This window comes from Oceanobacillus rekensis (assembly GCF_002153375.1).
Lineage (GTDB): Bacteria > Bacillota > Bacilli > Bacillales > Amphibacillaceae > Oceanobacillus > Oceanobacillus rekensis.
In genome coordinates this window covers 23,731-50,380 of sequence record NZ_MTBQ01000008.1, presented here as the reverse complement: position 1 = coordinate 50,380, position 26,650 = coordinate 23,731, and the positions used below count along the sequence as shown (strand labels likewise).

General features: G+C 37.1%; 23 protein-coding genes, 2 pseudogenes and 1 riboswitch. Of the genes and pseudogenes, 17 read left to right on the top strand and 8 right to left on the bottom strand.

Going from position 1 to position 26,650, the window contains the following annotated elements:
- Nucleotides 1-774: 774 nt before the first annotated feature.
- Nucleotides 775-1,050, bottom strand: a pseudogene (locus tag BV906_RS19930) (hypothetical protein); the annotation flags it as partial.
- A gap of 304 nt (nucleotides 1,051-1,354) precedes the next feature.
- Nucleotides 1,355-1,821, bottom strand: a pseudogene (locus tag BV906_RS16810) (nucleoside hydrolase); the annotation flags it as partial.
- Between the two features lie 814 nt (nucleotides 1,822-2,635).
- Between BV906_RS16810 and BV906_RS16800 the strand changes: the two are divergent.
- From BV906_RS16800 to BV906_RS16750, 11 genes are all read left to right on the top strand, one after another.
- On the top strand, nucleotides 2,636-3,172 hold the full coding sequence (locus BV906_RS16800; protein WP_087974787.1) for a DUF6773 family protein: 537 nt from the start codon (nucleotides 2,636-2,638) through the stop codon (nucleotides 3,170-3,172).
- The gene (locus tag BV906_RS16795) at nucleotides 3,159-3,359 is read left to right on the top strand and encodes a helix-turn-helix transcriptional regulator (protein ID WP_087974786.1); all 201 of its coding nucleotides are present in this window, start codon (nucleotides 3,159-3,161) and stop codon (nucleotides 3,357-3,359) included. Before BV906_RS16800 ends, BV906_RS16795 begins: the two co-directional genes overlap by 14 nt.
- 240 nt (nucleotides 3,360-3,599) lie before the next feature.
- Nucleotides 3,600-3,700, top strand: a riboswitch (TPP riboswitch).
- Nucleotides 3,701-3,848: 148 nt separating this feature from the next.
- On the top strand, nucleotides 3,849-4,601 hold the full coding sequence (locus tag BV906_RS16790; RefSeq protein WP_087974785.1) for a 3-oxoacyl-ACP reductase: 753 nt from the start codon (nucleotides 3,849-3,851) through the stop codon (nucleotides 4,599-4,601).
- 68 nt (nucleotides 4,602-4,669) lie between these two features.
- On the top strand, nucleotides 4,670-5,977 hold the full coding sequence (locus BV906_RS16785) for an LLM class flavin-dependent oxidoreductase (RefSeq protein WP_087974784.1): 1,308 nt from the start codon (nucleotides 4,670-4,672) through the stop codon (nucleotides 5,975-5,977).
- A 502-nt stretch (nucleotides 5,978-6,479) separates the two neighbouring features.
- Complete coding sequence (locus tag BV906_RS16780; RefSeq protein ID WP_087974783.1) at nucleotides 6,480-7,196, top strand: ferredoxin reductase domain-containing protein; 717 nt, start codon at nucleotides 6,480-6,482, stop codon at nucleotides 7,194-7,196.
- 996 nt (nucleotides 7,197-8,192) lie between these two features.
- Nucleotides 8,193-8,777: a glycerol-3-phosphate responsive antiterminator gene (locus BV906_RS16775; protein WP_087974782.1), complete on the top strand. Its 585-nt coding sequence runs from the start codon at nucleotides 8,193-8,195 to the stop codon at nucleotides 8,775-8,777.
- Nucleotides 8,778-8,789: 12 nt separating this feature from the next.
- The gene (locus BV906_RS16770) at nucleotides 8,790-8,999 is read left to right on the top strand and encodes an HAD family hydrolase (RefSeq protein ID WP_087974781.1); all 210 of its coding nucleotides are present in this window, start codon (nucleotides 8,790-8,792) and stop codon (nucleotides 8,997-8,999) included.
- A 34-nt stretch (nucleotides 9,000-9,033) separates the two neighbouring features.
- Nucleotides 9,034-9,288 (top strand): HAD hydrolase-like protein, encoded by a 255-nt coding sequence (locus BV906_RS16765; RefSeq protein ID WP_281254160.1) that lies wholly within the window; start codon nucleotides 9,034-9,036, stop codon nucleotides 9,286-9,288.
- Nucleotides 9,289-9,754: 466 nt separating this feature from the next.
- Nucleotides 9,755-11,419, top strand: a complete 1,665-nt coding sequence (locus tag BV906_RS16760; protein WP_217896393.1) for a metallophosphoesterase — start codon at nucleotides 9,755-9,757, stop codon at nucleotides 11,417-11,419.
- Between the two features lie 384 nt (nucleotides 11,420-11,803).
- Complete coding sequence (locus BV906_RS16755; RefSeq protein WP_087974779.1) at nucleotides 11,804-13,171, top strand: D-serine ammonia-lyase; 1,368 nt, start codon at nucleotides 11,804-11,806, stop codon at nucleotides 13,169-13,171.
- Nucleotides 13,172-13,521: 350 nt separating this feature from the next.
- Nucleotides 13,522-14,472, top strand: a complete 951-nt coding sequence (locus BV906_RS16750) for a zinc-binding dehydrogenase (protein WP_087974778.1) — start codon at nucleotides 13,522-13,524, stop codon at nucleotides 14,470-14,472.
- A gap of 164 nt (nucleotides 14,473-14,636) precedes the next feature.
- Here the strand turns inward: BV906_RS16750 and BV906_RS16745 are convergent, their stop codons facing one another.
- Complete coding sequence (locus BV906_RS16745) at nucleotides 14,637-16,154, bottom strand: AbgT family transporter (RefSeq protein WP_087974777.1); 1,518 nt, start codon at nucleotides 16,152-16,154, stop codon at nucleotides 14,637-14,639.
- A gap of 753 nt (nucleotides 16,155-16,907) precedes the next feature.
- Between BV906_RS16745 and BV906_RS16740 the strand changes: the two genes are divergently transcribed.
- Nucleotides 16,908-17,366, top strand: coding sequence for an ASCH domain-containing protein (locus BV906_RS16740; protein ID WP_087974776.1), 459 nt, complete (start codon nucleotides 16,908-16,910; stop codon nucleotides 17,364-17,366).
- Between the two features lie 72 nt (nucleotides 17,367-17,438).
- Here the strand turns inward: BV906_RS16740 and BV906_RS16735 are convergent, their stop codons facing one another.
- From BV906_RS16735 to BV906_RS16725, 3 genes are read right to left on the bottom strand one after another with little or no spacing between them, the layout of a single operon-like run.
- On the bottom strand, nucleotides 17,439-18,785 hold the full coding sequence (locus tag BV906_RS16735) for an amidohydrolase (RefSeq protein WP_087974775.1): 1,347 nt from the start codon (nucleotides 18,783-18,785) through the stop codon (nucleotides 17,439-17,441).
- Nucleotides 18,786-18,799: 14 nt separating this feature from the next.
- A complete protein-coding gene (locus tag BV906_RS16730) occupies nucleotides 18,800-19,522 on the bottom strand; it encodes a small-conductance mechanosensitive channel (protein ID WP_176330387.1) in 723 nt (240 codons plus the stop codon).
- Between the two features lie 18 nt (nucleotides 19,523-19,540).
- Complete coding sequence (locus BV906_RS16725; RefSeq protein ID WP_087974774.1) at nucleotides 19,541-20,251, bottom strand: DUF5058 family protein; 711 nt, start codon at nucleotides 20,249-20,251, stop codon at nucleotides 19,541-19,543.
- 358 nt (nucleotides 20,252-20,609) lie between these two features.
- On the opposite strand from BV906_RS16725, the gene BV906_RS16720 reads away from it, so the two are divergent.
- On the top strand, nucleotides 20,610-22,721 hold the full coding sequence (locus tag BV906_RS16720; RefSeq protein ID WP_087974773.1) for a helix-turn-helix domain-containing protein: 2,112 nt from the start codon (nucleotides 20,610-20,612) through the stop codon (nucleotides 22,719-22,721).
- Between the two features lie 258 nt (nucleotides 22,722-22,979).
- Nucleotides 22,980-23,831 carry a DegV family protein gene (locus BV906_RS16715; protein ID WP_087974772.1) on the top strand — a complete coding sequence of 284 codons (852 nt, stop codon included), beginning with the start codon at nucleotides 22,980-22,982 and terminating at the stop codon, nucleotides 23,829-23,831.
- Nucleotides 23,832-24,079: 248 nt separating this feature from the next.
- Here BV906_RS16715 and BV906_RS16710 read toward each other — a convergent pair whose 3' ends face one another.
- The gene (locus BV906_RS16710; protein ID WP_087974771.1) at nucleotides 24,080-24,640 is read right to left on the bottom strand and encodes a DoxX family protein; all 561 of its coding nucleotides are present in this window, start codon (nucleotides 24,638-24,640) and stop codon (nucleotides 24,080-24,082) included.
- Nucleotides 24,641-24,873: 233 nt separating this feature from the next.
- Here BV906_RS16710 and BV906_RS16705 point away from each other — a divergent pair, with 233 nt between their 5' ends.
- The 3 genes from BV906_RS16705 to BV906_RS16695 all read left to right on the top strand — a co-directional run bounded on the left by BV906_RS16705 (nucleotide 24,874) and on the right by BV906_RS16695 (nucleotide 25,567).
- Entirely contained in the window at nucleotides 24,874-25,098 is a 225-nt protein-coding gene (locus BV906_RS16705; protein ID WP_087974770.1) for a DUF1659 domain-containing protein, read from the top strand.
- Nucleotides 25,099-25,135: 37 nt separating this feature from the next.
- Complete coding sequence (locus BV906_RS16700) at nucleotides 25,136-25,351, top strand: DUF2922 domain-containing protein (RefSeq protein WP_087974769.1); 216 nt, start codon at nucleotides 25,136-25,138, stop codon at nucleotides 25,349-25,351.
- Nucleotides 25,352-25,432: 81 nt separating this feature from the next.
- A complete protein-coding gene (locus tag BV906_RS16695) occupies nucleotides 25,433-25,567 on the top strand; it encodes a YvrJ family protein (protein ID WP_087974768.1) in 135 nt (44 codons plus the stop codon).
- A 466-nt stretch (nucleotides 25,568-26,033) separates the two neighbouring features.
- Here BV906_RS16695 and BV906_RS16690 read toward each other — a convergent pair whose 3' ends face one another.
- The gene (locus tag BV906_RS16690; RefSeq protein WP_087974767.1) at nucleotides 26,034-26,516 is read right to left on the bottom strand and encodes a flavin reductase family protein; all 483 of its coding nucleotides are present in this window, start codon (nucleotides 26,514-26,516) and stop codon (nucleotides 26,034-26,036) included.
- Nucleotides 26,517-26,650: the final 134 nt, after the last annotated feature.

Below are 26,650 nucleotides of genomic sequence, written 5' to 3'. Positions count from 1 at the left end.
TCGTTCACTTATTCCCACTGCAAATAAAACCAAACCAACAAATACTAACAACGATCCATTTAGTATAGTTCTTGTTATAATAAATCGAATTTTTTTAGATGTGATATTAAATAATAATTCCAAGTACAGAAAGCACCGTCAACACGCTTGCAAAAAAGTCAGATTGGCATTTGGACCTCTTATTATAAAGAAAAAGATGATACTTATTGTCGCTGTTAATATTGATAAAGATCCTACTTCGCTTTTTTCTTATTCAATCTTAAAATCTCCCATTACGTGTCCCAAGAGTAGAACAAGGGTGAGTTTCTTATTTAAGAAAAGCACCATTTAGTTTAATATTTTTATTCATTCAATCTCAAAAATTCAGCAATAATATTGGAGCTGCCTGATGTAAATAAAAAGATTGATAAACCAATTAACAGAAAACCAATAAGGCCTAATATACCCCTTTTTTTTGACAATGAATGATGTTTAAACGCCTGTAATCCTGCTCCTAAAATAAGAAAAATCCCTATAAAAAGAATTATGAAATAATAAAACCCCACTACATCACCTCATTTTTAATTTGTAAAACTAATCTGCTCTGTTAGTTCAATATCTCTATATCAATAATATCATAAAATTCCAAAAATAATCTTAGCAAAAAGGAAAAAGGCAATCAATTTCAATGACCACCTTGTTTATCTCTTGCACCAGTTAATTTAAGTCCTTATTATACAATTCAGAAAACGCCCTTAGCCCTTTTCATTGTTAAATAGTTCATCCACAGTTGGGAGAATAAATACAACCAACAGCGACAAAGTACGTTACGAATACAAATGGAAGAAAAGAATACCGTTCTTTTCCTCCTCCTGCATCATTAAACACATCCCACATCGCATAGAAATACAAACAAGGGTAAAACATTAACCACTGATAATCAGCTTGTTCAATTGCCTTTTCAATATCCCTGTGAAAACTTATAATAATTATTTCGTTAAAATTAGCTTAACATTCACCAAAAACTCCAAAATTTAGGAGTACAATTCCTTTTACGTATTTTCCATTCAGAAACTAACCGAACCCAGGAAGAGCAATGCTCCAAAATAATTTTCCCAACCATACGTCTAATCCGTAAAAGATCCTAACAGAACTTTCATTTTGTCCGCTGGGTATAAAAAAAGACAGGAGAATACCTGTCTAAATGAGCATCCAATAAAATACCTATAATTCCTATTATTCCCCAAATATATTACATAACCTTTCCTTTCTTTCATCGTCGAATGACATAGAATTAAAGAGTGAGGAGGATTAGAAACTGCCCCTCTTCATTTTTACAATCAGACTGTTAATTTATCCCGAATTAAATTAAGATTCACTTTATCGAACGCAATACCTCGATTAGCATTTCTTTGAATGCATTCCGATCAATTTCTTCACAAACCCGCACATTTTTTGTGCGATTCAAACGATTATTAACATCAACAAGACTGTAACCTTTTGTTAGTTCACCTATTGTTTCAACATCTACATGATATAGATTTGATGTTGTCATAATTTTTTCATTTGCTGCAACAGCAGCCAATAATGTATCCGGATGTGTTGTGCCGTTTAGTTTGTGAACACTTTTATTAAATTTCATCACAACTTGATTAAATATTTAAAAAATTGCGAACCAGATGTCGCTAAAGCTTCGATTTCATGATGATTGTTATCGTCCATAATGGAATATTGTGTGCACATTTCCCACCCAACCATTGTCATGGGGATACCTGAATGAAGTACAATTTTCGCTGCTTCAGGATCAACGAAGAAATTGTATTCTGCGCTCGGAGTAATATTACGGGAGTAAATCACACCGGCAACAGAAAGAAACTGTATTTGATATTTTAAATATTGCATATAAACAAACCGCATCATCAGCCGTTTAACCTTGCATGACTAAATAATTTGAAAATAATGTCTCCTTGGAGGCTTGTTTTGTCATGCGCTAATATATTAGAAAGAAATATAAGCGAATAAAGCTAACAGAAATATAGAGATTTATTTCTCTATTTTCTATTAGCTTGATGGCTATGGGGGGCTGCCCTAATCCCTCAACTGCTATATTCATCACAATTTAAAGTCATAATTGTCAGGATCTGTTCCGTCGTGAAGATTTTGATTTAACCCATAATCCGAACCAAGGTGGTCATTCATTAATATTTCGGAAAGTGAAGTTATACTCTATTCATTTAGGAAAAAAATTTAATATTTTTCTCCATGTAAACGGAACTACTCAAACTTAGATACCCCTCTCTGAAAATTCATTTTTAGGAGGGGTTAATTTATGTATACCTTCATTTCCCTAGAGAAAATTCAATTATAGAAAAGGAAATGAGAAGTTAGGCAGGATGCAGCGATTAGGTATTTATAGATCCGTCAAAGGAAAGCTTTATATGGAAGGGCGATACGCCATGTGGATGGCGTACTGGAAAAGGCAACTGTTTAAAAATCAAAATCAAGTAAGATCCCATACTGTTTTTAAACTCAGGGGTTTTTTATATACGAGTCAAGATCTAATTAAGGTAATTTTTTATGTCAAAAAGACAAATATATATTGCATAATGCTAATCGGTAACATATAATACAATTAAATAATGAAGGGGGCAGGATCATGGGATTTTTTAAGAAGAGCCAAGTGAAGGATGAATGGGTAATCAATACTAGAAATAAAATCTATGCGGAAGTTTATGTTTTAGTGGTCGTGCTATGCAGTATTTCAGCTATAGTGAAATATTTTGTTTACGATCTTAATATGGAGCATGTCCTAACCGAATTGATTATTCTGATTACAGTCGGCATTTATTACTTGTACCGGTCCATCAGGTTGGGTATTTTTTCGGCAGAGGTTGAATTGCATGACCGGAAAAATAAATGGTCCATGCAGAAGAAAAATTTGTTTATGAGTGTAGGTCTTGGAATTGGTATTGCTCTTTTTATGGGCATCAACAGCTCTGTGCGATATGCAGATGGTGTTCAACAGAGTATTTACTACTTTTTAATTACTGGTTTTGGATCGCTGATGATTTATTTGCCATTTTTTGTCGTCATCCTTGTGGCAGGAAATGAAATGGCCAAACGCAACAGTGACCGCGCTATGAATAAAATGCTTGATAATGATGAGTTTGGTGACGACGATGAAAAACATTAAGTTAAAAATGGCTAGGGTGGAGCATGACTTGTCCCAGGCAGAACTTGCCGAACTTGTTGGTGTATCGCGACAGACGATAGGTCTAATAGAACTTGGTAAATACAACCCGACATTGAATCTGTGCCTGGCAATCTGTCATGCGCTTGGTAAAACACTGGATGACTTGTTTTGGGTGGATCCGGAATAACACTGGGTGGTAGATGGTACATTTTAAATGCTTGGTTATCTCAGGCAGGCTCGGGCTTATTACTTTATGACGAGTTTGTAGACCAATATTGAACAGCCGATGGGGAAGCAGATTCAATATATTAGTAATGAGAAAATATAACATGTTATTTTTAGAATAACAAAGTTATAGAAATACTGTAACTATCCATATTTCCTTGACATAATTTTCTTAAAACTATAACATTGAATATAACTTAAATATATGCACTAGGGGTGTTATTTAACTGAGATGAGTATTACCTCAAACCCTTTGAACCTGAACTAGCTGAAACTAGCGTAGGAAAGTGTAAACTCTAATACATACTTAAAGAGCGATTGTGCCTTATTCTTAATATGTAGTTAATTGTTTTTACGCAACTTTCCTATGGGAAGGTTGCGTATTTTTTTATTTTATCTATCATTTTATTTTTTACGTTCTATCAAAATTAAAAATATAGGAGTTGTTATGATGACTAGAACAGTATTAGTAACAGGTAGTAGTAGAGGCTTAGGAGCAACTATTGTAAAGACATTGGCAGAACAAGGATTTCAAGTGGTTATCAATTACTATAAAAGCAAAGATGCTGCTGAGAAACTCGTTTCTGAGATTGGTGAAGAGAATGCTATTGCAATTCAGGCTGATGTAACAAATCGTAAAGAAGTAGATCAATTGATAAAAAATGCAACGGAATATTTTGGTCAAATAGATGTTGTAGTCAACAATGCATTAGTGGACTTCAAATTTGATCCAAACAAACAGAAAAGCTTCAAAGAACTCACTTGGGATGATTATCAAAAACAACTAGATGGTACTTTAAAAGCAGCATTTAATGTAGTTCAAAGCGTTATGCCTCAATTTATTGAACGACAAAATGGAAGTATTATAAGTATAGGTACTAATTTATATCAAAATCCTGTTGTACCCTACCACGAATATACAACAGCTAAAGCTGGATTAATAGGTTTTACACGTAATATCGCTTCTGAATTAGGAGTATATGGTATAAAAGCGAATGTAGTTTCAGGTGGATTATTAAAAACGACTGACGCCAGTGCTGTTACAACACCAGAAGTATTCGATTTAATTGCTCAATCAACGCCATTGAAGAAGGTGACCACACCTACAGATGTAGCCAATATGGTCGCTTATTTATCTTCGGAAAATGCGAGCGGTATTACAGGTCAAAATTTCACAGTAGATGGTGGTTTGACAATGAACTAATAGCTTAAATTACCCAAAAAAGGAGTATACAAGACAATTAATAATGATGTATGTTGAGGTGTAAACAAATGACAAAAACGAAAAAAAATCAACTACACTTAGGTGTTTTGCTGTATGGTTGTGGACACCATCAAGCTGCTTGGTTAATGCCTGACTCTAGTGTTGAACGTATTGGAGATATTTCTTATTACCAATCTTTGGCACAGTTAGCAGAGAAAGGTTACTTTGATGCAGTATTCTTTGCTGATAATCAATCATTTCAAGGTAAGGATTCTAGTGATATGCCAGCATTTTGGTTTGATCCAATAGTCAATTTAACTGCTATTTCTCAAGTGACAAATCATGTGGGATTAGTTTCAACAATTTCAAGTACTTTTGCTAATCCTTTCACAGCTTCACGACAACTATTAAGTTTAGACCATATTACAAAAGGACGTGTTGGTTGGAATCTTGTTACGTCAATGAGAGATTTAGAGGCGCTAAATCATAGTATGGAAGAACTTCCAACTCATGACAAACGCTATGAGAAGGCAGATGAATTCGCTGCTTTAATGAATAAGTTATTTCTTTCATGGGACAGTAATGAGTTTCTACATCACCGAGAAGAAAGAAAATTGATAAATCCTTCAAATATTCAGCCTTTTAATCATGAAGGTACCTATTTTAAAGTGAATGGCCCATCCACTACCCCAAAAAGTCCGCAAGGCAAACCAGTATCAATGCAAGCAGGGGCATCTAAACAAGGTATTGCATTAGCTGCAAAATATGCCGATGCAGTATATTCCGTGTCGTGGAACTTAAAGCAAGCAAAGAAATTTCGTAAAAAATTAGATGAACAAGTTAAACAAAGCGAAGACAGCAATAGACATATTAAAGTATTTCCAGGCTTAGTAACCTATGTAGGTCATACTCATGAAGAAGCTTTAGCCAAAAAAGCAGCATTAGATGAGCAATTATCGCTTGAAACAGCTTTAAAACAGTTGAGTTTCTTTATTCAACAAGACTGTTCTAATTGGGAGATTGATAAAGAAGTACCTCAATTACCCCCAGTAGAAGAATTTACTGGTCCAGTTGGACGTTACGAAACGATACTAGAAATTATTAATGATACACAACCTACTGTAAGAGAATTATTAGGATATCTTAATGCAGGCGGTGGACATCACACGCTGATAGGTACACCCGACGAAATTGTTGATCAGATGGAAGTCTGGTATGAAGCTGGTGTGGCTGACGGATTTAATCTAATGCCACCTACATTACCTGGTAGTTTAGAAGACTTTGTTGAACTCATTGTTCCTGAAATGCAAAAAAGAGGGATTTTCAGAAAGAAATATGAAGGTCATACCTTCCGTGAACATTTAGGATTAACATAATAAATGGTTAAAAAATGACTTTACTAGTTAGTATAAAAACTTGAGTAACTTCTCGTAAATGTCTTCATAATTGGACTTACAGATTCAGAACATGTTTATTTAATAGGATATAATAATAAAAAGGGTGAAGAAATAATAAATAAAAAGATGGGAAATACATAAATAATTATTTCTACATTCGGGCGCTTTCCTGTAGGATGGAAAGTGTCCTTTTTCTTGTATTTCAAGGGTTTCTCATGAGGTGCGCTTTGTTAGTGTCAATGATTTATAAATAGACTCGTATAAAAAAGACTCTCCGTGAACTTAATAGAATCTAGATTAACATAGTGGGAGAGTGAATGAATTACTGTATGAGTTAAGTGAAAACGAATCTGTCTATCATGTGGTCCGTCTTAAGTCACATAAATTATCTGAGATAATCAGTCTGTTTAATTGAGAATTATTATCAATTATTGTATATTAGATAGTAACGAAACATATAATTGTTTAAGGAGAATATATAATGCAAATATACTGGACTAAAATAAATAAGATTATTGAAGAAACGCCTGAGGTTAAAACGTACTTGCTCGATTGTCCGAAAGAATTTACATGGGAAGAAGGCTCCCACACCCACATGGCACTAGAAGGTTTTAATGCCGGAGATAAACCAAACCGAAGCCTGATTCGCCACATGTCAATTTCCACCTTACCGGATGAAAATTCAATCGGTATCACAACACGCATAAGAGAGCAGTGCTCTGAGTATAAAACGATTTTAAGAAACCTCGAAGTCGGCAATGAAGTTGCAATATTTAAAACTCATTCGAATGTGCCGCTTAAAAGAGAAGACAAGAATGTTTACCTGCTGTCATCAGGTGTTGGCCTGGCAACCTTCAGACCGCTTGTACTTGATTATTTCGAACGAGCTGACAACGTCAATCAAATTCATTCCCTGAACATCGATTCATCAAAAGATTTCTTATTCACGAATATTTTTGAATCCGCACCTGACAAGAAGTTCACATCACAGTTCACAGATAACCGTAAAGACTACTATGAAGAAGTGAAAAGTCTTGCTGCAGACAAGGATGGACTCTTCTATGTTGTCGGCAGCGACGAATTTCTTATGCAGAACATTGAAGTACTGCGTGAACAGGGCATCAAGCCAGAACAGATTATGCTCGACAAGCATAAACAAAAACTACCTGAATTTTTATCATTTGATATGTCAATTTAAGCGAGACAGAATATTTTCTTGGTAAATACTAAATGGATATTTCATTACCGGGCGTGTTTCTTGCAGAACATAAGCCTAATTTCTCACCAAAGGTAGGGAGGAATTAGGTTTTTTTTCTTTCAAAATCCTTAAACGTATTATCAATACTTTCTTAACCTTAGCCCATTTGTTTAATGCATAATAAAAGTACATAGTATAGCAATCAAAGTGTTAGAAGGTTGCACAAATAAAAAGGCCTGCCAGCTCTTTCAGAATACACTATCGTTAATGGTGTTTAATCGATTGTTGGTGGAGGAAGTCAAAGATTAAATGAATATCAGGGGGAGGTATATAATTGGATCTATCAGATTTGAGATTTCAATATTTCGATCTTTAGAATAATAAATGATTTAGGAAAAGAAGTTACATTCTTGAAACGGGTCATGGTTTTTATGTCTGAGTATATACTGTATATATTATCTTTGTTATCATATTTAGTTTTACACGTAAAAGAAAGAATAGAAGAATAGTGTTATGTGGAATCATAACGGCAGGAGTTTTTATCCTATTGGGGAAAGTTGCGGGAAAAATTCATAGCAATCATCAACCATTTGCGGAATTACCAAATGTTAATCAACTTATTGAATATCCAATTAATAACTCATTTCCGAGCGATACTGTAATATTGACTTTTGCCTTTTTCTTCACTTTTTAGTTGTTTAATAGAGGATGAGATTTTATATGGATTATTTTGCGGTGTTGCCGCAATATCACGCGGCAAGAATAATGATCGTGAAAGTCTCAAAAATGTTTACAAACTATTAACCTTGAGTTAATAGGTGTTTTACAATAAACAGTTACAATAAGAATGAAGAAATGAAAAAGTCAAAAAGGTTATTTTAATTGTATAAAGTAATCAGTGTTTAGCACGATGTCCTAGAGAATGCACTAAATAAAGAGTTATGACACCTGAAGTGCCATCTTTTTTTCTGTTTTTTCTTTTAAAGGAGGAAATACATGAGTCTCTTACATTTAATCGGCAAAAAGCCTATTATTGCTGCATTAAGAAATATGGATGACTTTCAGAAAGCAATAGATAGCAAGGTGGATAATATTTTTTTCATGGGTGGGGACGTGAAACAGGTTATTGAAGGTGTTCAGCTTGCGAAAAAACACAACAAAGGTTCATTTTTACACACCGATTTAATAAAAGGCATATCCAATACGGATAAAGAAACCATTTCATTTATTAAACATTATATACAAGCAGACGGTATTGTTACACCTAAAAGGCATTTAATTCGAGAGGCAAACAAAAATGAACTTTACGCTATATTTCACTTGTTTATTCTAGACTCACTTGCATTAACGAATGGAACTAGTGTAGTTAAATCTATTCAACCAGATGCAATCGAACTTATGCCTGGAGTTGTTCCGAAAATAATTGATAAATTTGCATCCGGTTTTACCGATACCCCCATCATTTCTAGCGGGTTAATACAAACTGTGGAAGAAGCAAAGATTAGTTTAGATGCAGGATCTACTGCTCTTGCAGTGAGTAATGTTGAATTATGGAATTTAACATTTGAAGATTTACTTTAAAGGAGTCAATGTATGATATCACTTTCAGAACTAGAAGCATTTTCCTTTGAATTAGATGGTTCAATATATCGTGGAGAAGAACCCTTTCCTGGTGTTATCCCTTTGCCAAAACAGCTAAGAAAAGATCATAAAACCATTGGACTTATAACGAATAATTCGACACATACAGCAAGAGAAATAAAGGAAAAATTAAACACGATGGGGATATTATTGTATTCGTAAAAGAGATCATTATAGCTATAGAATAAATGGGAATTTGTGGCCTTTCATATTTAATTATGCGATGAAAAAATGTTCTTCAAACGCAGAACAAAGCATCATAATTGGAGACAATTTCAATACGGATATATATACAGGAGGCTATCTTACAGGCATGAAGACAGCAGGGATCAGTGTAAGTGGTATACCTAAAAATCCGAAATTACCCGTTACTACCAATGTAGAACCGACATTCATTATCAATGAAATTCGAGATTTACTAGATATATATCATTTATCAAAACATTTATGATTAACAAACATTTGACATTCGCTTCATACGGAATTAACAATCTATCGTTATAATTAAAATATAGTTAAATACGATATAGTAATATTCGATTTTTGTTTAGCGCGATGACCTAGAGTAAGCACTAAATAAAAAGATTAGGGCACTAGAAGTCCTATCTTTTTAGTTGGTGCTATTTTTATTGGAAGGAGTGATACTTTCTCATGGTTAATTCCATAGAATATCTTACTAGATTTATTAAATGTCAACTAGAGACTATCTAATATCTATCATTGTAGCTTCAATAATAGATTATTATTTCCCCTATCAAGTAATGTAAAGTCGTTAAAAAGTTCTTTACTTCGAACCTACATGTTTGCGATGTAAATTTTTTTAGGGAGGTGAAAATTATCGGAAAGGCTGCTGGGTAATTGACATGGTAAAAGAACCTCTTGACTAACTAAAAAATTAAAAAGGGATGATGTAAAAGATGAAAGTAACTAAATCCGCTTTTGTTATGATGATGGTTTTCAGTTTGGTAATGTCTTCATTTTTTCAAGGACCCAACGATGTAGAGGCAGAGGCTAGCTCGTCAGCTTTTAAAATTGCTATCCTGCCTGATACCCAAAACTTAAGCAGGAACCATCCGGATATTTTCCGCGCCCAAACGCAGTGGATTGCGGACAATTCGGAGGAACAGAATATCAAGTTTGTCACTCACGTGGGAGACATCGTTAACAATAACAATACACCCCAGTGGGAGGTAGCAAATGATGCAATGCGAACGTTAGATGGTGTTGTTCCTTATTCTGTTTTACCTGGAAACCATGATATGGGTACGAATGGTTCGGCAAATACACGAGATACTACTTTATATAATACCTATTTTCCGGTAAGCGATTTTTCTGGAACCGAAACTTTTGGGGGTGTTTATCCAGCGGAACCGGATAAGTATGATAATAACTATCATACCTTCAACGCGGGAGGAACTGACTGGTTAGTACTTTCGCTGGAATTTGGACCAAGAGATCCTGTATTGGATTGGGCTAACGAGGTTGTTTCAACTCATCCCAAACACCGTGTAATTGTAGTAACACATAGCTATATGTTTTCTGATGAGACCCGTCATAGTACAGGACATGCCTGGAATGCGCATAATTACGGTGTAGGTTCAGAACCTGGTGGGGTTAATGACGGGGAAGAAATGTGGCAGAAATTCGTTAAGCAGCATCCGAATATCTCCATGGTGCTTAGTGGACATGTGTTGAACGATGGTCAAGGTCGTCGTGTATCGGTAGGAAACTATGGAAATAAAGTCTATCAAATGCTAGCTAACTACCAGATGCAAGAAAATGGAGGAAATGGTTTTCTACGTCTTCTGGAAATCGATCCGGAAAAAGGGACTGTGAAAGGAATCAGTTACTCACCTTATCTAGATGAATATAAAACTGACTGGCAAAATGAATTCCAATATACAAATGTTGAGCTTGGTACACCTAATTCCAATGTTGCAATTCCTGAGTATCTTTTGAAGGAAGATTTTGATGGGGAGCAAAAAACATACTGTAAAAGTGGAAATAATAAATTTAACTGTGGTAATGACGGGCTAATGGTAGACTGGACAGTTGTGGATGAAGGAACGGTTTCCGCACCATCCAATTGGTCAGTAGTGAGAGGGGAAGTAGTGCAGTCTTCCAATATCTATGGTCCAGATGTTCCTGCCGTTGATAATCGTAAGGGTACCTTTGCTTTTTATGATAGGGCTAATGCAATCAATTCTTGGAGCGATTACACGTTCTCCACTACATTACGCTCCACTGATGATGACGGAATTGGTCTTATGTTCCGCTATCAGGATCCAGATAACTACTATAAACTAGATTTGGATGAGCAACGTAATTTTATCAAGCTTTTCAAAGTTGTTGATGGAATGGAAACTACCCTGGCCCATGTGGAAAAACCAGGATATATCACAGGGGCCAATATTGAACTAGAAATCAAGGTCATTGGCAATCAGATTCAGGCGTTCAAGGACGGAATAGACATCTTTGGAGAACCCATTATCGATGATTCCCATTCGAATGGTACGGTAGCTTTATATGCTTGGGGAAATCCGAATAGCTACTTCGATGATGTGCTGGTTTCAAAAGAGTAAAAAGTAAGGGAAAGGTTTTCTAGTATCAAACTAGAAGAAACAAGGATTTTAATAAAAAGTTTCTGTTATATCTCTACAGGATTCAAGTGCCAGTCTCCCGCAGCTTTACAATATTAAAGCGATGGGGACTGGCGCCTGAATATTATAGACTTACAAAGAATCCATAAACAATCTTATAGAATTATATAACTATATCGATGCGGCTCCTTACCCTGTTAACTTGAGTATGATGCACAGTAACGGCTAATTCCTTACAAATGTTTATCTTCCCTAAGGAATAGAAGAGACTATATAAAATCTTCTATTCCTTTTTATGAAGAGTAATTTTAATTATACTTATAATTAATATAATAAATGGAATTGATGTGAGGAGGTAATCCCGTAATGACAAATAACTTAATTGCTGGAAAAACATTAGAAGAATGGAAGAAACTTTATCCCATGCTAGAACAGATAATATCTACCGAAGAAGTATTCTGGGATAACCCTTACTACCTACCTTTTGAAGAGGCGAATAAGAAGGTTTCGCTGACGGAAAACGACATTAGGGATGCAGAGGAAAGGCTGAATCGATTTGCTCCATATATCGCAAAAGTTTTTCCAGAAACTAGAGAATTAAATGGAATAATCGAGTCTCCTACGGTTGAGATTCCAGAAATGCAACGTTGTCTTGAAGAAATGTTTCATCAAAAAGTGGATGGAAAGCTATTACTAAAATGCGATAGTCATCTTGCTGTTTCAGGTTCGATCAAGGCGAGAGGCGGAATTTATGAAGTCTTAAAACATGCTGAGGACCTGGCATTTGAAAATGGAATGATCACACCAAATGATGACTACTCCATCATGGATAGTCAAAAATTCAGAGACTTTTTCTCCAATTATTCCATTGTAGTAGGATCAACTGGGAATTTAGGGCTAAGCATTGGAATAATGAGTGCAAAGCTTGGATTTCATGTTACTGTTCATATGTCTGCGGATGCAAGACAGTGGAAAAAAGATATGCTTCGAGAAAAAGGTGTTATCGTCGTTGAACACACTTCTGATTATGGGAAGGCCGTTAAAGAAGGAAGAAAACAAGCAGAGTTAGATGCTAACGGTTATTTCGTAGATGATGAAAATTCAGTGAATCTATTTTTAGGTTATGCAGTTGCAGCATTCAGATTGAAAAATCAATTGGATGAAATGGATATATTGATAGATAGAGATCACCCATTATTTGTATATCTTCCATGTGGGGTTGGAGGTGGACCAGGTGGGGTAGCCTTTGGTCTAAAAATGGTATTTAAGGATCATGTTCATTGCTTTTTCGCAGAACCGACCCATTCCCCCTGTATGCTTATTGGTCTCTTGACCGGAAAGCACGATCAAATGATGGTCCAGGACTTTGGAATCGATAATATTACAGCTGCAGATGGGCTAGCGGTTGGGAGGCCCTCTGGATTTGTAGGGAAAACACTGGAAAATGTAATCAGTGGAAGTTATACAGTAAACGATCAAACATTATATATCTTATTAAGTAATCTAATAGATAGTGAAAATATTCGCCTTGAGCCATCCGCACTAGCTGGAGTTCACGGACCAGTCCAACTGTTTAAAGAAGATGCAGGTAGAAAATATTTAAATGATAATCAAATAATTCCAAAAATGGAGAATGCTACACATCTAGCCTGGGCAACTGGGGGAAGTATGGTTCCTAAAGAAGTAATGGATGATTATTATAGGTTAGGTGTAGAAATTAAAAGTAAAAATTAAGATAGCCACTATTTGTAGATAAGAGTGAAATCAATTTAGTGGTTGCTAATATTCTATAGGTTAACCCTTGAGCATTGTCACTGATTGTGACAATGCTCTAATAGTAAAAAATAATACCTTAACCGTCAAATAGTCCCCCACCACATTAAAGAGCGATAGCGAAGATTGGGGCTAACCCCCTAACAACATTTAATGATTGCAGCCAATGAAATGTACGATCCTAGATATTGTATTTACCACTGAATAGCAGACTGTTTCCACTTAAAATATAAAAGTTTTTTGTTTGATTATTTATAGAATTAGACTTACAGTTAACGTGAATTAATTATTAGGAATATAGGAGGAATATAATGAAGGGTTGGCAATTTACAGGAACGAATGAACCACTTACTTTAGTTGAAAAATCAGATCCGGTGGCAACACCAGGTACTGTTATCATTGATGTGAAATCTGCAGGTTTATGTCACTCCGACGTCGCAACTTTACGTGATCCTGGATGGATGAATATTTTAGCAAAAGTACCGATTATTTTAGGACATGAAATTGCTGGTGACATTATTGAAGTAGGCGAAGGGGTTACAGATTATAAATTGGGTCAACGTGTAGCTGTTTGCCCAGTAGGTAAAGATGGTTTGGGACCAGGTAACGGTCGTGATGGTGGCTATGCAAATAAAGTACTTGTACCCGCTGTTGATTTGGTTCCGATTCCTGATAACGTATCATATGCTCAAGCAGCTGCAAGTACAGATGCTGGAATGACTTCCTATCATGCTATGTTCCAAAAAGGTGGAGCAAAAGCTGGAATGAAAGTCGGTATTATCGGTATTGGTGGTTTGGGACAAATGGCAGCACGTGCAGCAGTTGTCGCAGGCTGTGAAGTTTATGCAGCAGACGTAAGCGCATCCGCTCGTGAACTTGCAAAAGAAATTGGTGTTAAAGTAGTCGTTGAAGATGTAAAAGAGCTTGCTGAATATGCACCTGAACTCATTGTTGACTATGCTGGATTTGGTACTACTACAGCAGATGCAATTGATACCGTAGCTGTTGGCGGTACTGTAGTGCTTGTAGGTATGGGGAAATTACAATCTACAATTAACACAAGTAACTTAATTTTAAAATCTGTACAATTAAAAGGTAGCGTTGGTGGTACAGTAGAAGATATCGCTGCTATCTTACAGTTGATGTCAGAGGGTCATTTAAATCCAACTCTTTCTGAAATTTCATTTGAAGAAATTGCAGATGGTTTAGGTCGCTTAGAACGCCATGAAGTAACTGGTCGACTTGTTGCGAATTTAGATTAAGAGATTTTTTAAGAGCTTTGCAAGTATTTTATAAACTTGCAAAGCTTTTGTTGTTTTTATAAAGGGATTCTTTTATTAATTTAACTATGATTTTAAGTGCCAGTCTCCCCTCGCTGTGTAAAGTGAGGGGGGACTGGCACTATTTTGGCACCATTTTTTAGATCTTACAAATACACGCCAATTCCTGGTCCAAATGGGATTCCTAAAAAAGTAAATGCTAAAAAGAGTAGAATCCAGATAACGAGAAAGGTGATACTATATGGCAACATTAGTGCAATTAACGTTCCCATCCCAGCTTTTTTATCGTATTCTTTGACAAAGGCTAGCACAATAATGAAATATGGATTCATCGGCGTAATAATATTCGTTGATGAATCAGCGATCCGGTATGCTGCCTGGATAAAGGCCGGATGGTAATCGAGAAAATAGAACATTTTTAAGAAAATGGGTGCTTCCAATGCCCATTGCCCAGCACCACTAAAAATAAATAGATTCAAGAGTGCTGTCAATAAAATGAAGGCAACCACAACGCCAATGCCTGTTATATCGACAGAATCTAGGAAATCAGCACCAGTTACGGCAAGCCAGGAGCCGATGTTTGTCCATTCAAAATAAGCAATAAACTGGGATGCAGCAAAGATGAGCACGATAAAGCCTGACATATCTTTCATTGCTTCTCCCATCAAGCTAGCGACAGAACGGGAATCTTCTATTTGATTCGTAGTCTTCCCGTACGCAATTGCAACTGTAACGAAAAATAACATAATGATGGGGACAATTCCCGCTAAAAATGGCGATGGAATCATGCCACCTTCTTCGTTGCGCAGTGGAGAATCTGGTAAAAAAAGAACCAGTAATAACAACCCAATATAGGCGAGCGCTGCAATTCCAGCATTTCGCAAGCCTCTTTTTTCTAACGGGCTTGCGGCTTCAAATACTTTCTTCACATCGCCTTCGTACACTCCAAGCCGTGGTTCCACGACTTTTTCCGTAATAAATGCACCGGTGATGGTTAGGACGATAACAGAAGCAAGCATGAAGTAATAATTATCTACCGGTGTCACGGTAACGGCTGTGTTCAAGCTCTCCATGACTTCTGCTGAGATCCCGGATATGACGGCATCTGTATTCGCCACAATAATATTGGCCGTAAATCCAGAGCCTACTCCAGCGAATCCTGCGGCCAGTCCTGCCAGTGGGTGGCGGCCCACATTGTAAAATACCATTGCTGCAAGAGGCGGAACGATAATAAACGCTGCATCAGCAGCAAGGTTTCCGATAATCCCTGTAAAAATAACGGCATAGGTTACCAATGACTTCGGAGCTTTTAAAATGGTACTTTTAATAAACGTCTCCAACAAGCCAACTTTATTTGCCAGTCCAATTCCGAGCATCATGGTAAGAACAATCCCGAGTGGTCCAAACCCGACGAAATTGTCGATCATCGACGTGAGCATATATTGTAAACCTTCCGCGGAAACAAGGCTTTGGATGAAAATTTCTTTTTCCTCCCCTGGTTGGGTAAAGGAAACATTAAAGAACGATATAATCCACGATACAAAAATAATTATGATAGCTAAAACAATAAATAACATAAACGGGTCAGGAATTTTGTTCCCAATACGTTCAATTCCGTTTAGCAACCGACTCCCTCTAGATGATTTTTGATTCTGGGCTGCCATGATTTTCCCCCTTCAAACGCTATATATATAATTCATATCAAAATAGTATACATTAGGTAAGATATTGTCAAGATGTTGTTCCTGTATATCATGTCGGTTTTATGGCATCTTCTTAGGAACAGGGGAGAAGGAGATTCTTTTCTCATACATGAAAAGTTAGCTATTCATACCGCTTTTAGCGGAAGTGGGGACTGGTGTTACATTTATAGGAAGTGGCATCTGACCATTTTAAAGTCAATTCGTTTGCCTAGGATAGAAATGAGTGACCGACCAAGACAAAACAACCATCGAAAGGAAACTCAAAGAGCTGATGAGTGACCGACCAAGGCGAAGCAACAAGCGAAAGGCAACTCATAAAGCCGATGAGTGACCGACTAAGGCAAAACAACCAGCGCAAGGTAATTCATAGAGTCTATGAGTGACCGACTAAGGCAAAACAACCAGCGCAAGGCAACTCATAGAGCCGATGAGTGACCGACCGAGGCGAAGCAACAAGCACAAGGCAACTCATAAAGCTGATGAGTGACCGACCAAGGCAAAACAACCAGCGCAAGGTAATTCATAGAGTCGATGAGTGACCGACCAAGGCGAAGCAACAAGCGAAAGGCAACTCATAGAGCTGATGAGTGACCGACCAACACGAAGCAACAAGCGAAAGGAAACATAAAGCTGAAGGAAGTAAAGTTTAAAGCACAGAGTATATTTTAAATCTTAATGTTATAATTTATAGAAAGAAAGTGGGGTTATATATATATGAATAATGATTCGATTTTAAAAATGTGGGATGATTATCGGAAAAATAATCCTAGCGCACCGGAAGAGTATGAAGCTTGGGCATTTGGCGATTCAAAAGATATGGCTGATGAACTTGCAGAATTAGTGTTAGGCGGAATCAAAACAGCAACAGCATCAAATTATACATTATATGAATGGCATAATGAGGAATTACCGTATATAGGTCTTCACAATATTATTCTCGACGGGGAAGGAAAGGCAGTTGCAATAGTAGAAACTACCTCAGTAGAAGTAGTTCCCTTTGATGAAGTTACAGATGAACACGCGTACATGGAAGGTGAAGGTGACCGAACATTAAATTATTGGCGGGAAGTTCACGAACGCTTCTTTAAAAAAGAATTCATTAATATAAAACAGGAATTTAATTACAAAATCCCTGTTGTTTGCGAAAGGTTTAAGCTGTTATATAAAAAATAAAGTGGGCCACGGGGACAGGTTCATTGTCCCGATTAGGCTAACTACGGGACAGTGAACCTGACCCCGGTGTCCCTAAATTCCTGCTTGATACGCTTTCCCGTCACGAAGTTTATCGAATTCTTCTTTTGCTTTATCAATAATATTATCTTTATTGTTAAGCAGATCATATGCAGTAAGTGCCATTGTACTGGCTGCTAAATGCATTCCTTTATATCCAATTTCAGTACCAAATGAAGCTGTTGCTTGCCATGAGTGCAATGCTGTTCCGACTGGTGCACAGGTTGTCGTAACCATGCCTGTCGGTGTAATCCAACTCACATCACCGACATCCGTTGAACCGGGCATCGAAACTCCAGGTTGATACGGATTGAAGGAAATGGAAGTAGGTATTAGTTCCTCGAAAGGTTTTCCAACCGATGGTAATGATGTTGCCAAACTTTCTACAAACGCCTGCTCCTCGTCTGTATACTCAAGTGGTGCGCTTTCAAGCATATTATGGTACATTAATTCATTTAACGCGTCATTTGGTAACGTATCATAGGCAAAGGCAAGGATTTCTGAATCAACTTCTGTTTCATTCATCAGTGCAGCACCTTTTGCAATATTATTAACTCTGTGTAGGATTCCTTCTACTTTATCCTTGGAACCTGCTCTTAAGAAATACCAAACTGTTGCAGACTCGGGAACGATATTCGGAGCTAGTCCACCATCCGTAATCGTGTAATGCATGCGCGTACCATCTGGAACATGCTCACGTAAATAGTTGACTCCGATATTCATAATTTCCACACTGTCGAGTGCACTTCTACCTGCTTCAGGTGAGGCGGCAGCATGAGCGGGTTTTCCTTTAAAATGAAATTTGATGGATACCATAGACTGCATACTTTTATTCATTGGAGCGTTACTCGTCATTGGATGCCAAGTTAGTGCAGTATCAAGGTCATCGAACACGCCTGCTTTGGCCATATGTGTTTTACCGTTTAGAACCTCTTCAGCTGGGCATCCGTAATATCGAATAGTGCCTGTGTGCCCGTCCTCTTCTATTTTTTTCTTCAATGCAACGACAGCCTCTACTCCTGCTGTTCCGAGTAAGTTGTGACCACAGCCATGGCCTGGGCCGCCTGCGGAAACTTCTTCTTTCGTCGGTATCGCTGTTTGGGAAAGGCCAGGAAGAGCGTCAAATTCACCAAGGATTCCGATGATAGGTTTACCTTGTCCATATTCAGCTACAAATGCTGTTTCTATTCCGCCTATTGGCTGTTTAATTGTAAATCCTTCAGCCTCTAGTGCTTTCTGTTGCAACCCGCTCGCATATTCTTCTTCATAAGCTATTTGTGGGTGATCCCATATATCCTGGGCCATCTTTGTGTACGTATGTTTATTTTCCTCGAACCATTCAAGAATAGTTGCCTTACTCATTATTTATCCTCCTATTATAGTGTCTGTTTTTTCTCTTTCATTTTCTCTAGTTGTATACAAATCAAGACAACAAGCACAATGCAAATTAGACTCCTTAAGTAAATAGGCATTGAAATTAAATTGACACCAAGCCCGATGATTAAAGCAATAACACCATATGTCGGTTTCTTCATAGCAAATTGTATCAATACTGCCCCAAATATGGCTGGTAAGACTAGCGGAAATATCCCTTCAAGCTGTTGGGGTATGTTGGCTATTACGACAGAACCACCGATGATAATCGGAATAAGGATTAGCTTATTTACAAGTGATGCTGCACCTATCCCAAGTGTAGCTGTAAGTTCTCCCTTTTCTGTTCCTGGTTCAGCACCAATCGCATTTTGAGCGGCGGCTGCAGAAGGAAGGCACATATTACTAATATTACCAGTCAGGAAAGAAATATATGTTCCGGAAACACCTAGAATAGGAAAATACATGATCGGTTCCAGTACCCAAACAACCGCAACTACTCCTGCATAAGCTGCAAGTGCATTTAAAATGACTGTCCATCCAGGATGGTAGCCGAGACCAAATGAAAGATAAATGGGAAGAAACAGGGTTAAGGCAATAACAGTCCAGATTGTTAGTCGTCCCCAAAAATGTGCTTTTGTATGGAATGCCTCCATGGAAGCATTCTTGTTTAATGTTTCTTTAATGCTCTTTTCTGTGTTGAATTCACGTACTTGTTCAACGTTCATAGAAATGCCCCCTTTGGTTTAGATGAAAAAGTAGCCAAAGCATAAACTTATTAGAATCGATAGACCGAGTGACCATTCACGTAACCAAGAAAGTTTCGGCTTCTCTGATAGTTTGGTTGCAATAACCATTGTGGCACCAGCAGCGACAGCCACAGCGAATGGAGCAAGTCCTTGTATTATTTCAGCACTAACGAGGTTACCAAAAGCGGCAATAATTGCAGCAGTAGAAATGATACCCATTGTTTTCTTGCTTTTTTCACCTTTGCTAGTTAGTTTCTTTTCCGTATTGCCAAGTGATTTGGTGAATAGTGCGGTAAATAAGAGCCAGCCCATACCCCCAATACATAAGGTCCAGACAATGGCAGTGAATGCCATTTGGTCGTAGCCTGCTCCCCCGAGAGTTGCTCCGGATGCTTCTGCTGCAAAACTTGCCCCAACAGATTCAATCGGTGCAGAACCGATAACGCCAATCCGAAGTAATGTAAGTGGGTTTCCAAGAAAGGCGATTAGCGAAATAGCTACAATTACAATTGCGACGGAAGGTCCGATAGCTGCGATTGCCCCAGTTTTTAAAGCGCTATTTATCTCTTTTTTGCTCATCCCCTGTTCTATACCGGTTTTTGAAGCGAGTTGAATGAATTTAATACTCTGAAAAATGACGATACTTATAACTATTGAGGCGACCAGCCACATGACATTGCTGTTTGCAAGTTCCATTACCTGCTGCATTTGTTTCTCCCCCTTTGTGATTTAGAAATTTTCTTCAACAGATAAAAAAGTAAATATTCCTTTCTTTTCTCCATCCTGGAATGTCCACATCCAGCGCCCAGCAACTAGTAAACTTCACACTCCTCCACTATGATAAGTCAACATCGACTCTATTCGTTCGTCGTGTTTCCATTATCTCATTGCTTCGTCTAGTTTGTACGTTGCTAAATGGGGTGCTTGCGCTTTTGCTTCGTCATTCAACAGACTTTTCAAATAATTAACTTTAGTATACACTAATATAGAAAGCGGTTACAATATGTGTCCATACATACTTTTTATCATTTTTATAGATGATTCTACATGGAAGGGATGAGAAGTTATGAGTCTTAGAGATTATATTACGCGTTATATAGAGAAGGAGTTTGGTGAAGTTAGATACGAGATTTGGAAATATAATGGGGCGGGAGAGAAGGCTGAGATACTAGAAAGATTTGAGGGGAGAGAACAAGAAGTTTCTCCAAAGTGTGATCCAGATAGAGCGCAATATTATGTGAAAAAAGGTGCTAATCATACGGAACTTCACTTTTATTACTCGGGAAAAAGGGGAATCGTTCTGTGTATATTAGAGAAGTTAGAGGCAGTAGATGAATCTGTAATGGAGCACCTATATTATAGTTTGTATTCCACTATACTAGAGGAATATTTAAGTACGAAGAAACAAGAGCAGAAGACGATAATAGAAAGTATGCATTCGATTTCATCTAGTCTTAATCTCAATCATGTATTAAAACAAATCATTAGCCATGCGTTGAATGTAATTCCAGCCGCTGATGCTGGTTACTTGATGCTCTATGACTCGGAAAAGCAAAAACTGATTCCAAAAGCGCCTGTTGGATTTAATGATGAAATTTATCGGTTTGAAACAAAAGTTGGTGAATCAATCACGGGGAAAGTGTTTGAAGATGGGAAAAGTAGACTTTACAACTCTCATGATGAATTAATTGCAGCTATGAATTCATTCAACGTTTTATCTGAAAACTTCACTAACATTATTCGATCATCTGGTTTTGTTGAAGGAGCCATCTGTGTGCCGGTTTCCATCGATGATAAACGAATTGGCGTCATGATTATCCACCAGTGGAAAATGAAGAAGCATCTTGGTGAAGAGGATATTACGCTACTTGAAGCGTTTGCTAGGCAGGCTGCAATAGCGATTGAAAATGCCCAATATCATTCGGGAACCATAAAACGCCTGCAGCAAATTACCGACTTAAGTGCACAATTGAAAAAGAAAAATAATCAGTTTCAAAAGCGGCAGGAAGTCCACGATACACTGATTATGCTTTCCCTCCAAAATAAAGGTATTCATGTATTGGTGAATGGTTTACAAAAAATGATGGATATGGACTTTGTATTTTTTAATGGATTGGAAAATGAATTTTATTCGCCGAGAGAGGATGACTTGGTTAATTTTAGTGTGTTTGAAATCAAAACACTATGTAAGGAGCGGCGTAGAGGTTTTTATGTAATGACAGATAATGAAGAGAGTTACTACCTTTATCCAATATATAACGGGCAAATTTTTGTAGGTTGTCTCATCGTTTCCCTCCATAGATCTATTTCGGAATTTGACCAAATTACGCTGGAGCAGGGGGGGACCGTTTTAGCATTGGAATTGGTTAACCGCCAGACGACAACAAAAATTTATCACCGCAGAGTATATGAGCAATTCTATAAATTACTTGCCTGTGATGAAAAAGATCAATTAATTCAATATGGTAAGGAACTAAATCTAGATATAAATGGGTACTGGGTGGTTGCAGTTCTAGAAATTTCTAAGGAAAAAATAGATTTTCAGTATTTAGACATATATGTGCATCAGCTAGCCTCCCGGATTAGCAGGGAATTAGGTGATCAAGTTAAATTGGTGTACGGATTCTATAATAAAATTAACCTGCTTCTATCCCCATCCAATACAGAGGAAGTCTATGAATTAAAAGCCCATTTGAACCAAATTCGTATTCAAGAAGAAAATAAAGATGCAGCTCTATTTCGTGGTGGGATAAGTAATGTTTATCAGGGTCTCGAATATATAAGTAAATCTTATGACGAAGCAAATAAAATTATTACCTATTTGAACAACTATAATAGTCTTGAAGTAATATTATATGAAGATATCGGCATGAATCGTTTATTTCTTAATCAGCCAACTGAGGATATTGAACAATTTATCCAGGATACATTGTCACCTCTATCAACAGAGAACAGTCGGCATAAGGAATTGGAGAATACGCTGTTTACGTATATGGAAACAAATCGGTCACCAGGGAAAACAGCAAAAGTCCTTCATATTCATATCAATACATTTTACCAGCGACTACAGACAATTGAACAGCTGCTCCAAGTTGATTTGAATAATAGTCAAGATGCACTGAAAGTCCAATTAGCCTGCCATTTGAAAAAATCACAGCTGACATTACAGGAAAGTTGAGCTTGGCGGCCATAAATTGGACCGCATGGTATGTCTACTTAGATGGAATTGACTCGTAAAAGAAATTGAAGCAAAAGCGTTAGTTTAAAGTTAATGAATAATAATGGATTTAAGTGCCAGTCCCCCCTCGCTTTACAGTATTAGGTATACTACGGGACAATGGTGAACCTGTCCCCGTGGACTGTTTTAATATATAGTTAGATTAAGGTATTTGAATGATTTATACCGCATAATGCGGAAACGAAAGGGGTTAGATAAATGAGTAGAATTATTTTAACAACAGAGAGCGGAGCAGATTTACCACTTGAAGTGACTGAGAAACATGCAGTTCAAGTGGTGCCGATGCACGTTATTATGGATGAAAAAGATTATTTAGACGGTTCGTTGCCGGTAAAAGAAATATATGAATACCATGAGCGAACGAAAAAAATTCCTTCTACAACTGCAACAAATGTCCATGAATATGAGCAGTTCTTCAAGAAGATAAAAGCGAATGATCCGGGTTGTGTCATTATACATATTGGATATACTTCTAAGGCATCTTCTTCTTTTCAAAATGCAATGATTGCAGCGGAAGAGTTGAATGATATTTACCTCATTGATGCGTTAAACGTAACAGGAGGATTAGCTGCAATTGTGATGTTTGCGGTAGACTTATTGGAGAGAGAACCTACGATTGAACCTGAAAACTTAGTAGAAAAAATTGAATTCATCGTTCCGAAGTCGAGGCTAGCTTTTGTTCCTGGTAGTTTAGAATTCTTAAAAGCGGGTGGAAGGGTCAGTAATCTTGCTTATCTAGGAGGTGCTCTTTTAAAAATCAAGCCTCGTATTGAATTAATAGATGGAAAACTTGTTTCCACCAAAAAATATCGAGGGAAAATGAGCATGGTTTCAGAAAAACTAATGCATGAGTATTTAAATCAATACGATATAAATAAAGAACATATTTATTTATTATATTCCATCGGCCTTGATGAAACTATTAAGGCGAGAATGACCAATATCGCAAAAGAACATGGATTTGAAAATATTAAATGGATGCAAGCCGGTGCGATGATCTCTACCCACGCTGGTCCAGGTGGATTTGGGATTGCTGGATTGGAAAGATAGAATATTTTTTAGTAAATAGAACGGTAATAAAGAAAGTTAGAGATAAAATGATTCACCAGTTATATGCCTATTTATTTTAAACTAGAGTGGATAGGACCATTGGGACAGGTTCCTTGTCCCAATTAATTTTTAGGTTAACTACGGGACGATGAACCTGACCCCGTGGTCCCCTTGATATCAATAAGAAAACCCCTTACCTATTGATTATAAAATGGAAGGGGCTTTCTTCTATTTCATTTTATCACCAATTACCCTTTCCTCTTTACCTGCCAAGGCGTTCCAAGTTTTGGAAGTGCCCAACGATCCATACCATACCAACCAGCAACTTTCCAACCTAAAACTAATAACATGGCAATGACTAACATGACAGGGTTCGAACTAACTGTACCTGCGAGTAAAAAAGACATATTCATAAGTGCACCAAAAAATGCAGCAATACCAGTTAATAATCCAACAATTAAACCAAATCCAATCAATAATTCTCCCCAAGCAACCATATAAGAGAATACAACAGCATTAGGAATAACTACACTTTCCAAAAATGTGGCGTACCAGCCAGCAACAACACCATCTGCTGCCGTTTCCATTACTCCAGACATATATCCTCCGAGTGCTGTCCCAGCATTTTCCCCTGTCCAAGCATCACTCGTCACTTTACCAAACCCTGCTGTCAACCAAGTATAGCCTATATACAATCGTAAAATAAGCCAAATCCATGCCGAGTTCGTGTTAGAGAATAACCATCTAGAAAGCGGGTTTTCCTCGATTATTATTTCTTTGCCTCGAGTTCCTTTTCTCACTTCAACCATTTACTTCACCCCTTGACATTATTATTACCACCTATAGTACGTTGAATTTATTGAACTAGCAATTAATAATATCACAAATAGTAAATATACTTGTAATTTTCTGGATTCAATTCTCGCTCCCAAGCAATTTATAGTATTAAAGTGATGGCAGGCATCAATATTAAAATGTTTTTCACATCATACCCCCTCATCCAACCTCCTTTCGATTGTAATTGTGATAGGGGGTGAGAAACATGGCAGTAGCAGATATCACTAAATCCACATTGCAGTTGGTGCTTCAAGATGGGATTGATTCCGAATCAGGTTCACCAATCTTTAAGTCTAAAAGCTTCAATAACGTAAAAACAGATGCAACAGCAGATCAGCTATATGCAGTTGCAACAGCTTTGGTAGAACTCCAGGAACGTCCGCTTTATAACATTAATCGTAAGGATACGGCGGATATTCGGGAGGCGTAGTAATTTGAAATCTATTAAATAGAAAGGAGTTGTAACCATGAAAAAACTTGAAATGAAATTTACGAATCAAGATGGCAAAATTGTTACGTATTCATTGGACAAGCCTATTGAACCTGTCAATGTCGCTACCGTACATGCAGCAATGGATGAGATTATTGCACAAAATGCATTTACTTCTAATGGTGGCGATCTTATTGAGAAGAAGAGTGCTCGTTTGGTTGAACGTATTGTGGAAGATATTGAGTTAGGTTAAATAAATTAGAGCGCTTCATTATAAAAAACACATGACTAGTGGCGTTGCCTCTGGTCATGTTTTGGTTTGGAGGGAATTTATATGGAAACCTGGATACCATTCATGACTGAAGTAGGCTTTCCAATCGTGGTTACATTTTACTTACTTCCCCGTGTTGAGGGAAAGCTGAATCAATTGATTGAATCGATTCATGCGTTGCCGGGAAAAATGAGATGATTGAAAAATGAGATGATTGAAAAATGAGTTGAGGTTTGGAATCCGAAGCTCTTTTCAAATAGTAGGTTCATGGGTTCACCAAATTTAGACAAGTAGCGGAGTTATGTTTTAAATCCTTGGAAATATTGACAAAGGCTTTAAGAGCCATTCCCTACCGCTTTAAAGTATTAAATTGGTGGGGGAATGACAATTTTAAAAGTTATAGAATAGAGGGAGAACCACCATTGAACATTGAGGGTAGGATCCCTTTTCCAATCAGATTTAGGTTAACAACGGGACAGTTCACTGTCCCCATGTCCCGCCTTTAACTCTTCCTGAATTTTAATTATTAAGAAGCCCCTTAATTTCATTAAGAGGCTTTAGAGATTTATCCGTATTCCTAATCGATAGTTAGTAAATTTGAAGTAAGCTCTTAGGGTGACTCATTACCAGGTAAAAAAACTTTTGAGCTGTTGCTTTTATTAATTTAAACTAGAGAACCTTGAGGAAAAGAGCCGAGTTTTCCGCGATAGAAAAGAAGTGGATCCTTGTTATCATTGCATGAGAAATCGCTTACATTACCTACAACAATAAGGTGATCTCCGCCTTCGAATATTTCATGAACCTTACAATGAATTGTTGCTAGATTATCTTTCAAGAACGGAATTCCCTCATTGGACAGAGAATAATCTATACCAAAAAATTTATCTCCACCCTTTTTTGCAAATCCTCGGCATACCGATTCCTGTTCATCCTGCAAAATATTAACTACAAAAGGACTGTCTTTCTTAATTGCGTGTAAACTGCTTGAACCTTTGTCAATACAAAAGAGGATTTGAGCTGGGTCTAATGATAGTGAAGAAAATGCATTCACTGTTAATCCTACAAAATTATCTTCATCCTTTGTTGTAATCACTGTTACCCCTGATGCAAAATGTCCCATCGCATTACGAAATTCTTTTACGTCCATTAAAAATTCCTCCTATTAATATTATTTGTTCACAAATGTTTAACATTGTTTACTATCTGTGTACCATTATACTAACAAGTAAAATAAATATTGTAAATACTTTTTTAAATTAATTTTTAAAATATATTGACAAA

Coding starts and splice junctions, on each gene's coding strand:
- BV906_RS16800 (WP_087974787.1), top strand. CDS start 2,636: ATGGGATTTTTTAAGAAGAGCCAAGTGAAGGATGAATGGGTAATCAAT.
- BV906_RS16795 (WP_087974786.1), top strand. CDS start 3,159: ATGAAAAACATTAAGTTAAAAATGGCTAGGGTGGAGCATGACTTGTCC.
- BV906_RS16790 (WP_087974785.1), top strand. CDS start 3,849: ATGACTAGAACAGTATTAGTAACAGGTAGTAGTAGAGGCTTAGGAGCA.
- BV906_RS16785 (WP_087974784.1), top strand. CDS start 4,670: ATGACAAAAACGAAAAAAAATCAACTACACTTAGGTGTTTTGCTGTAT.
- BV906_RS16780 (WP_087974783.1), top strand. CDS start 6,480: ATGCAAATATACTGGACTAAAATAAATAAGATTATTGAAGAAACGCCT.
- BV906_RS16775 (WP_087974782.1), top strand. CDS start 8,193: ATGAGTCTCTTACATTTAATCGGCAAAAAGCCTATTATTGCTGCATTA.
- BV906_RS16770 (WP_087974781.1), top strand. CDS start 8,790: ATGATATCACTTTCAGAACTAGAAGCATTTTCCTTTGAATTAGATGGT.
- BV906_RS16760 (WP_217896393.1), top strand. CDS start 9,755: ATGAAAGTAACTAAATCCGCTTTTGTTATGATGATGGTTTTCAGTTTG.
- BV906_RS16755 (WP_087974779.1), top strand. CDS start 11,804: ATGACAAATAACTTAATTGCTGGAAAAACATTAGAAGAATGGAAGAAA.
- BV906_RS16750 (WP_087974778.1), top strand. CDS start 13,522: ATGAAGGGTTGGCAATTTACAGGAACGAATGAACCACTTACTTTAGTT.
- BV906_RS16745 (WP_087974777.1), bottom strand. CDS start 16,154: ATGGCAGCCCAGAATCAAAAATCATCTAGAGGGAGTCGGTTGCTAAAC.
- BV906_RS16740 (WP_087974776.1), top strand. CDS start 16,908: ATGAATAATGATTCGATTTTAAAAATGTGGGATGATTATCGGAAAAAT.
- BV906_RS16735 (WP_087974775.1), bottom strand. CDS start 18,785: ATGAGTAAGGCAACTATTCTTGAATGGTTCGAGGAAAATAAACATACG.
- BV906_RS16730 (WP_176330387.1), bottom strand. CDS start 19,522: ATGAACGTTGAACAAGTACGTGAATTCAACACAGAAAAGAGCATTAAA.
- BV906_RS16725 (WP_087974774.1), bottom strand. CDS start 20,251: ATGCAGCAGGTAATGGAACTTGCAAACAGCAATGTCATGTGGCTGGTC.
- BV906_RS16720 (WP_087974773.1), top strand. CDS start 20,610: ATGAGTCTTAGAGATTATATTACGCGTTATATAGAGAAGGAGTTTGGT.
- BV906_RS16715 (WP_087974772.1), top strand. CDS start 22,980: ATGAGTAGAATTATTTTAACAACAGAGAGCGGAGCAGATTTACCACTT.
- BV906_RS16710 (WP_087974771.1), bottom strand. CDS start 24,640: ATGGTTGAAGTGAGAAAAGGAACTCGAGGCAAAGAAATAATAATCGAG.
- BV906_RS16705 (WP_087974770.1), top strand. CDS start 24,874: ATGGCAGTAGCAGATATCACTAAATCCACATTGCAGTTGGTGCTTCAA.
- BV906_RS16700 (WP_087974769.1), top strand. CDS start 25,136: ATGAAAAAACTTGAAATGAAATTTACGAATCAAGATGGCAAAATTGTT.
- BV906_RS16695 (WP_087974768.1), top strand. CDS start 25,433: ATGGAAACCTGGATACCATTCATGACTGAAGTAGGCTTTCCAATCGTG.
- BV906_RS16690 (WP_087974767.1), bottom strand. CDS start 26,516: ATGGACGTAAAAGAATTTCGTAATGCGATGGGACATTTTGCATCAGGG.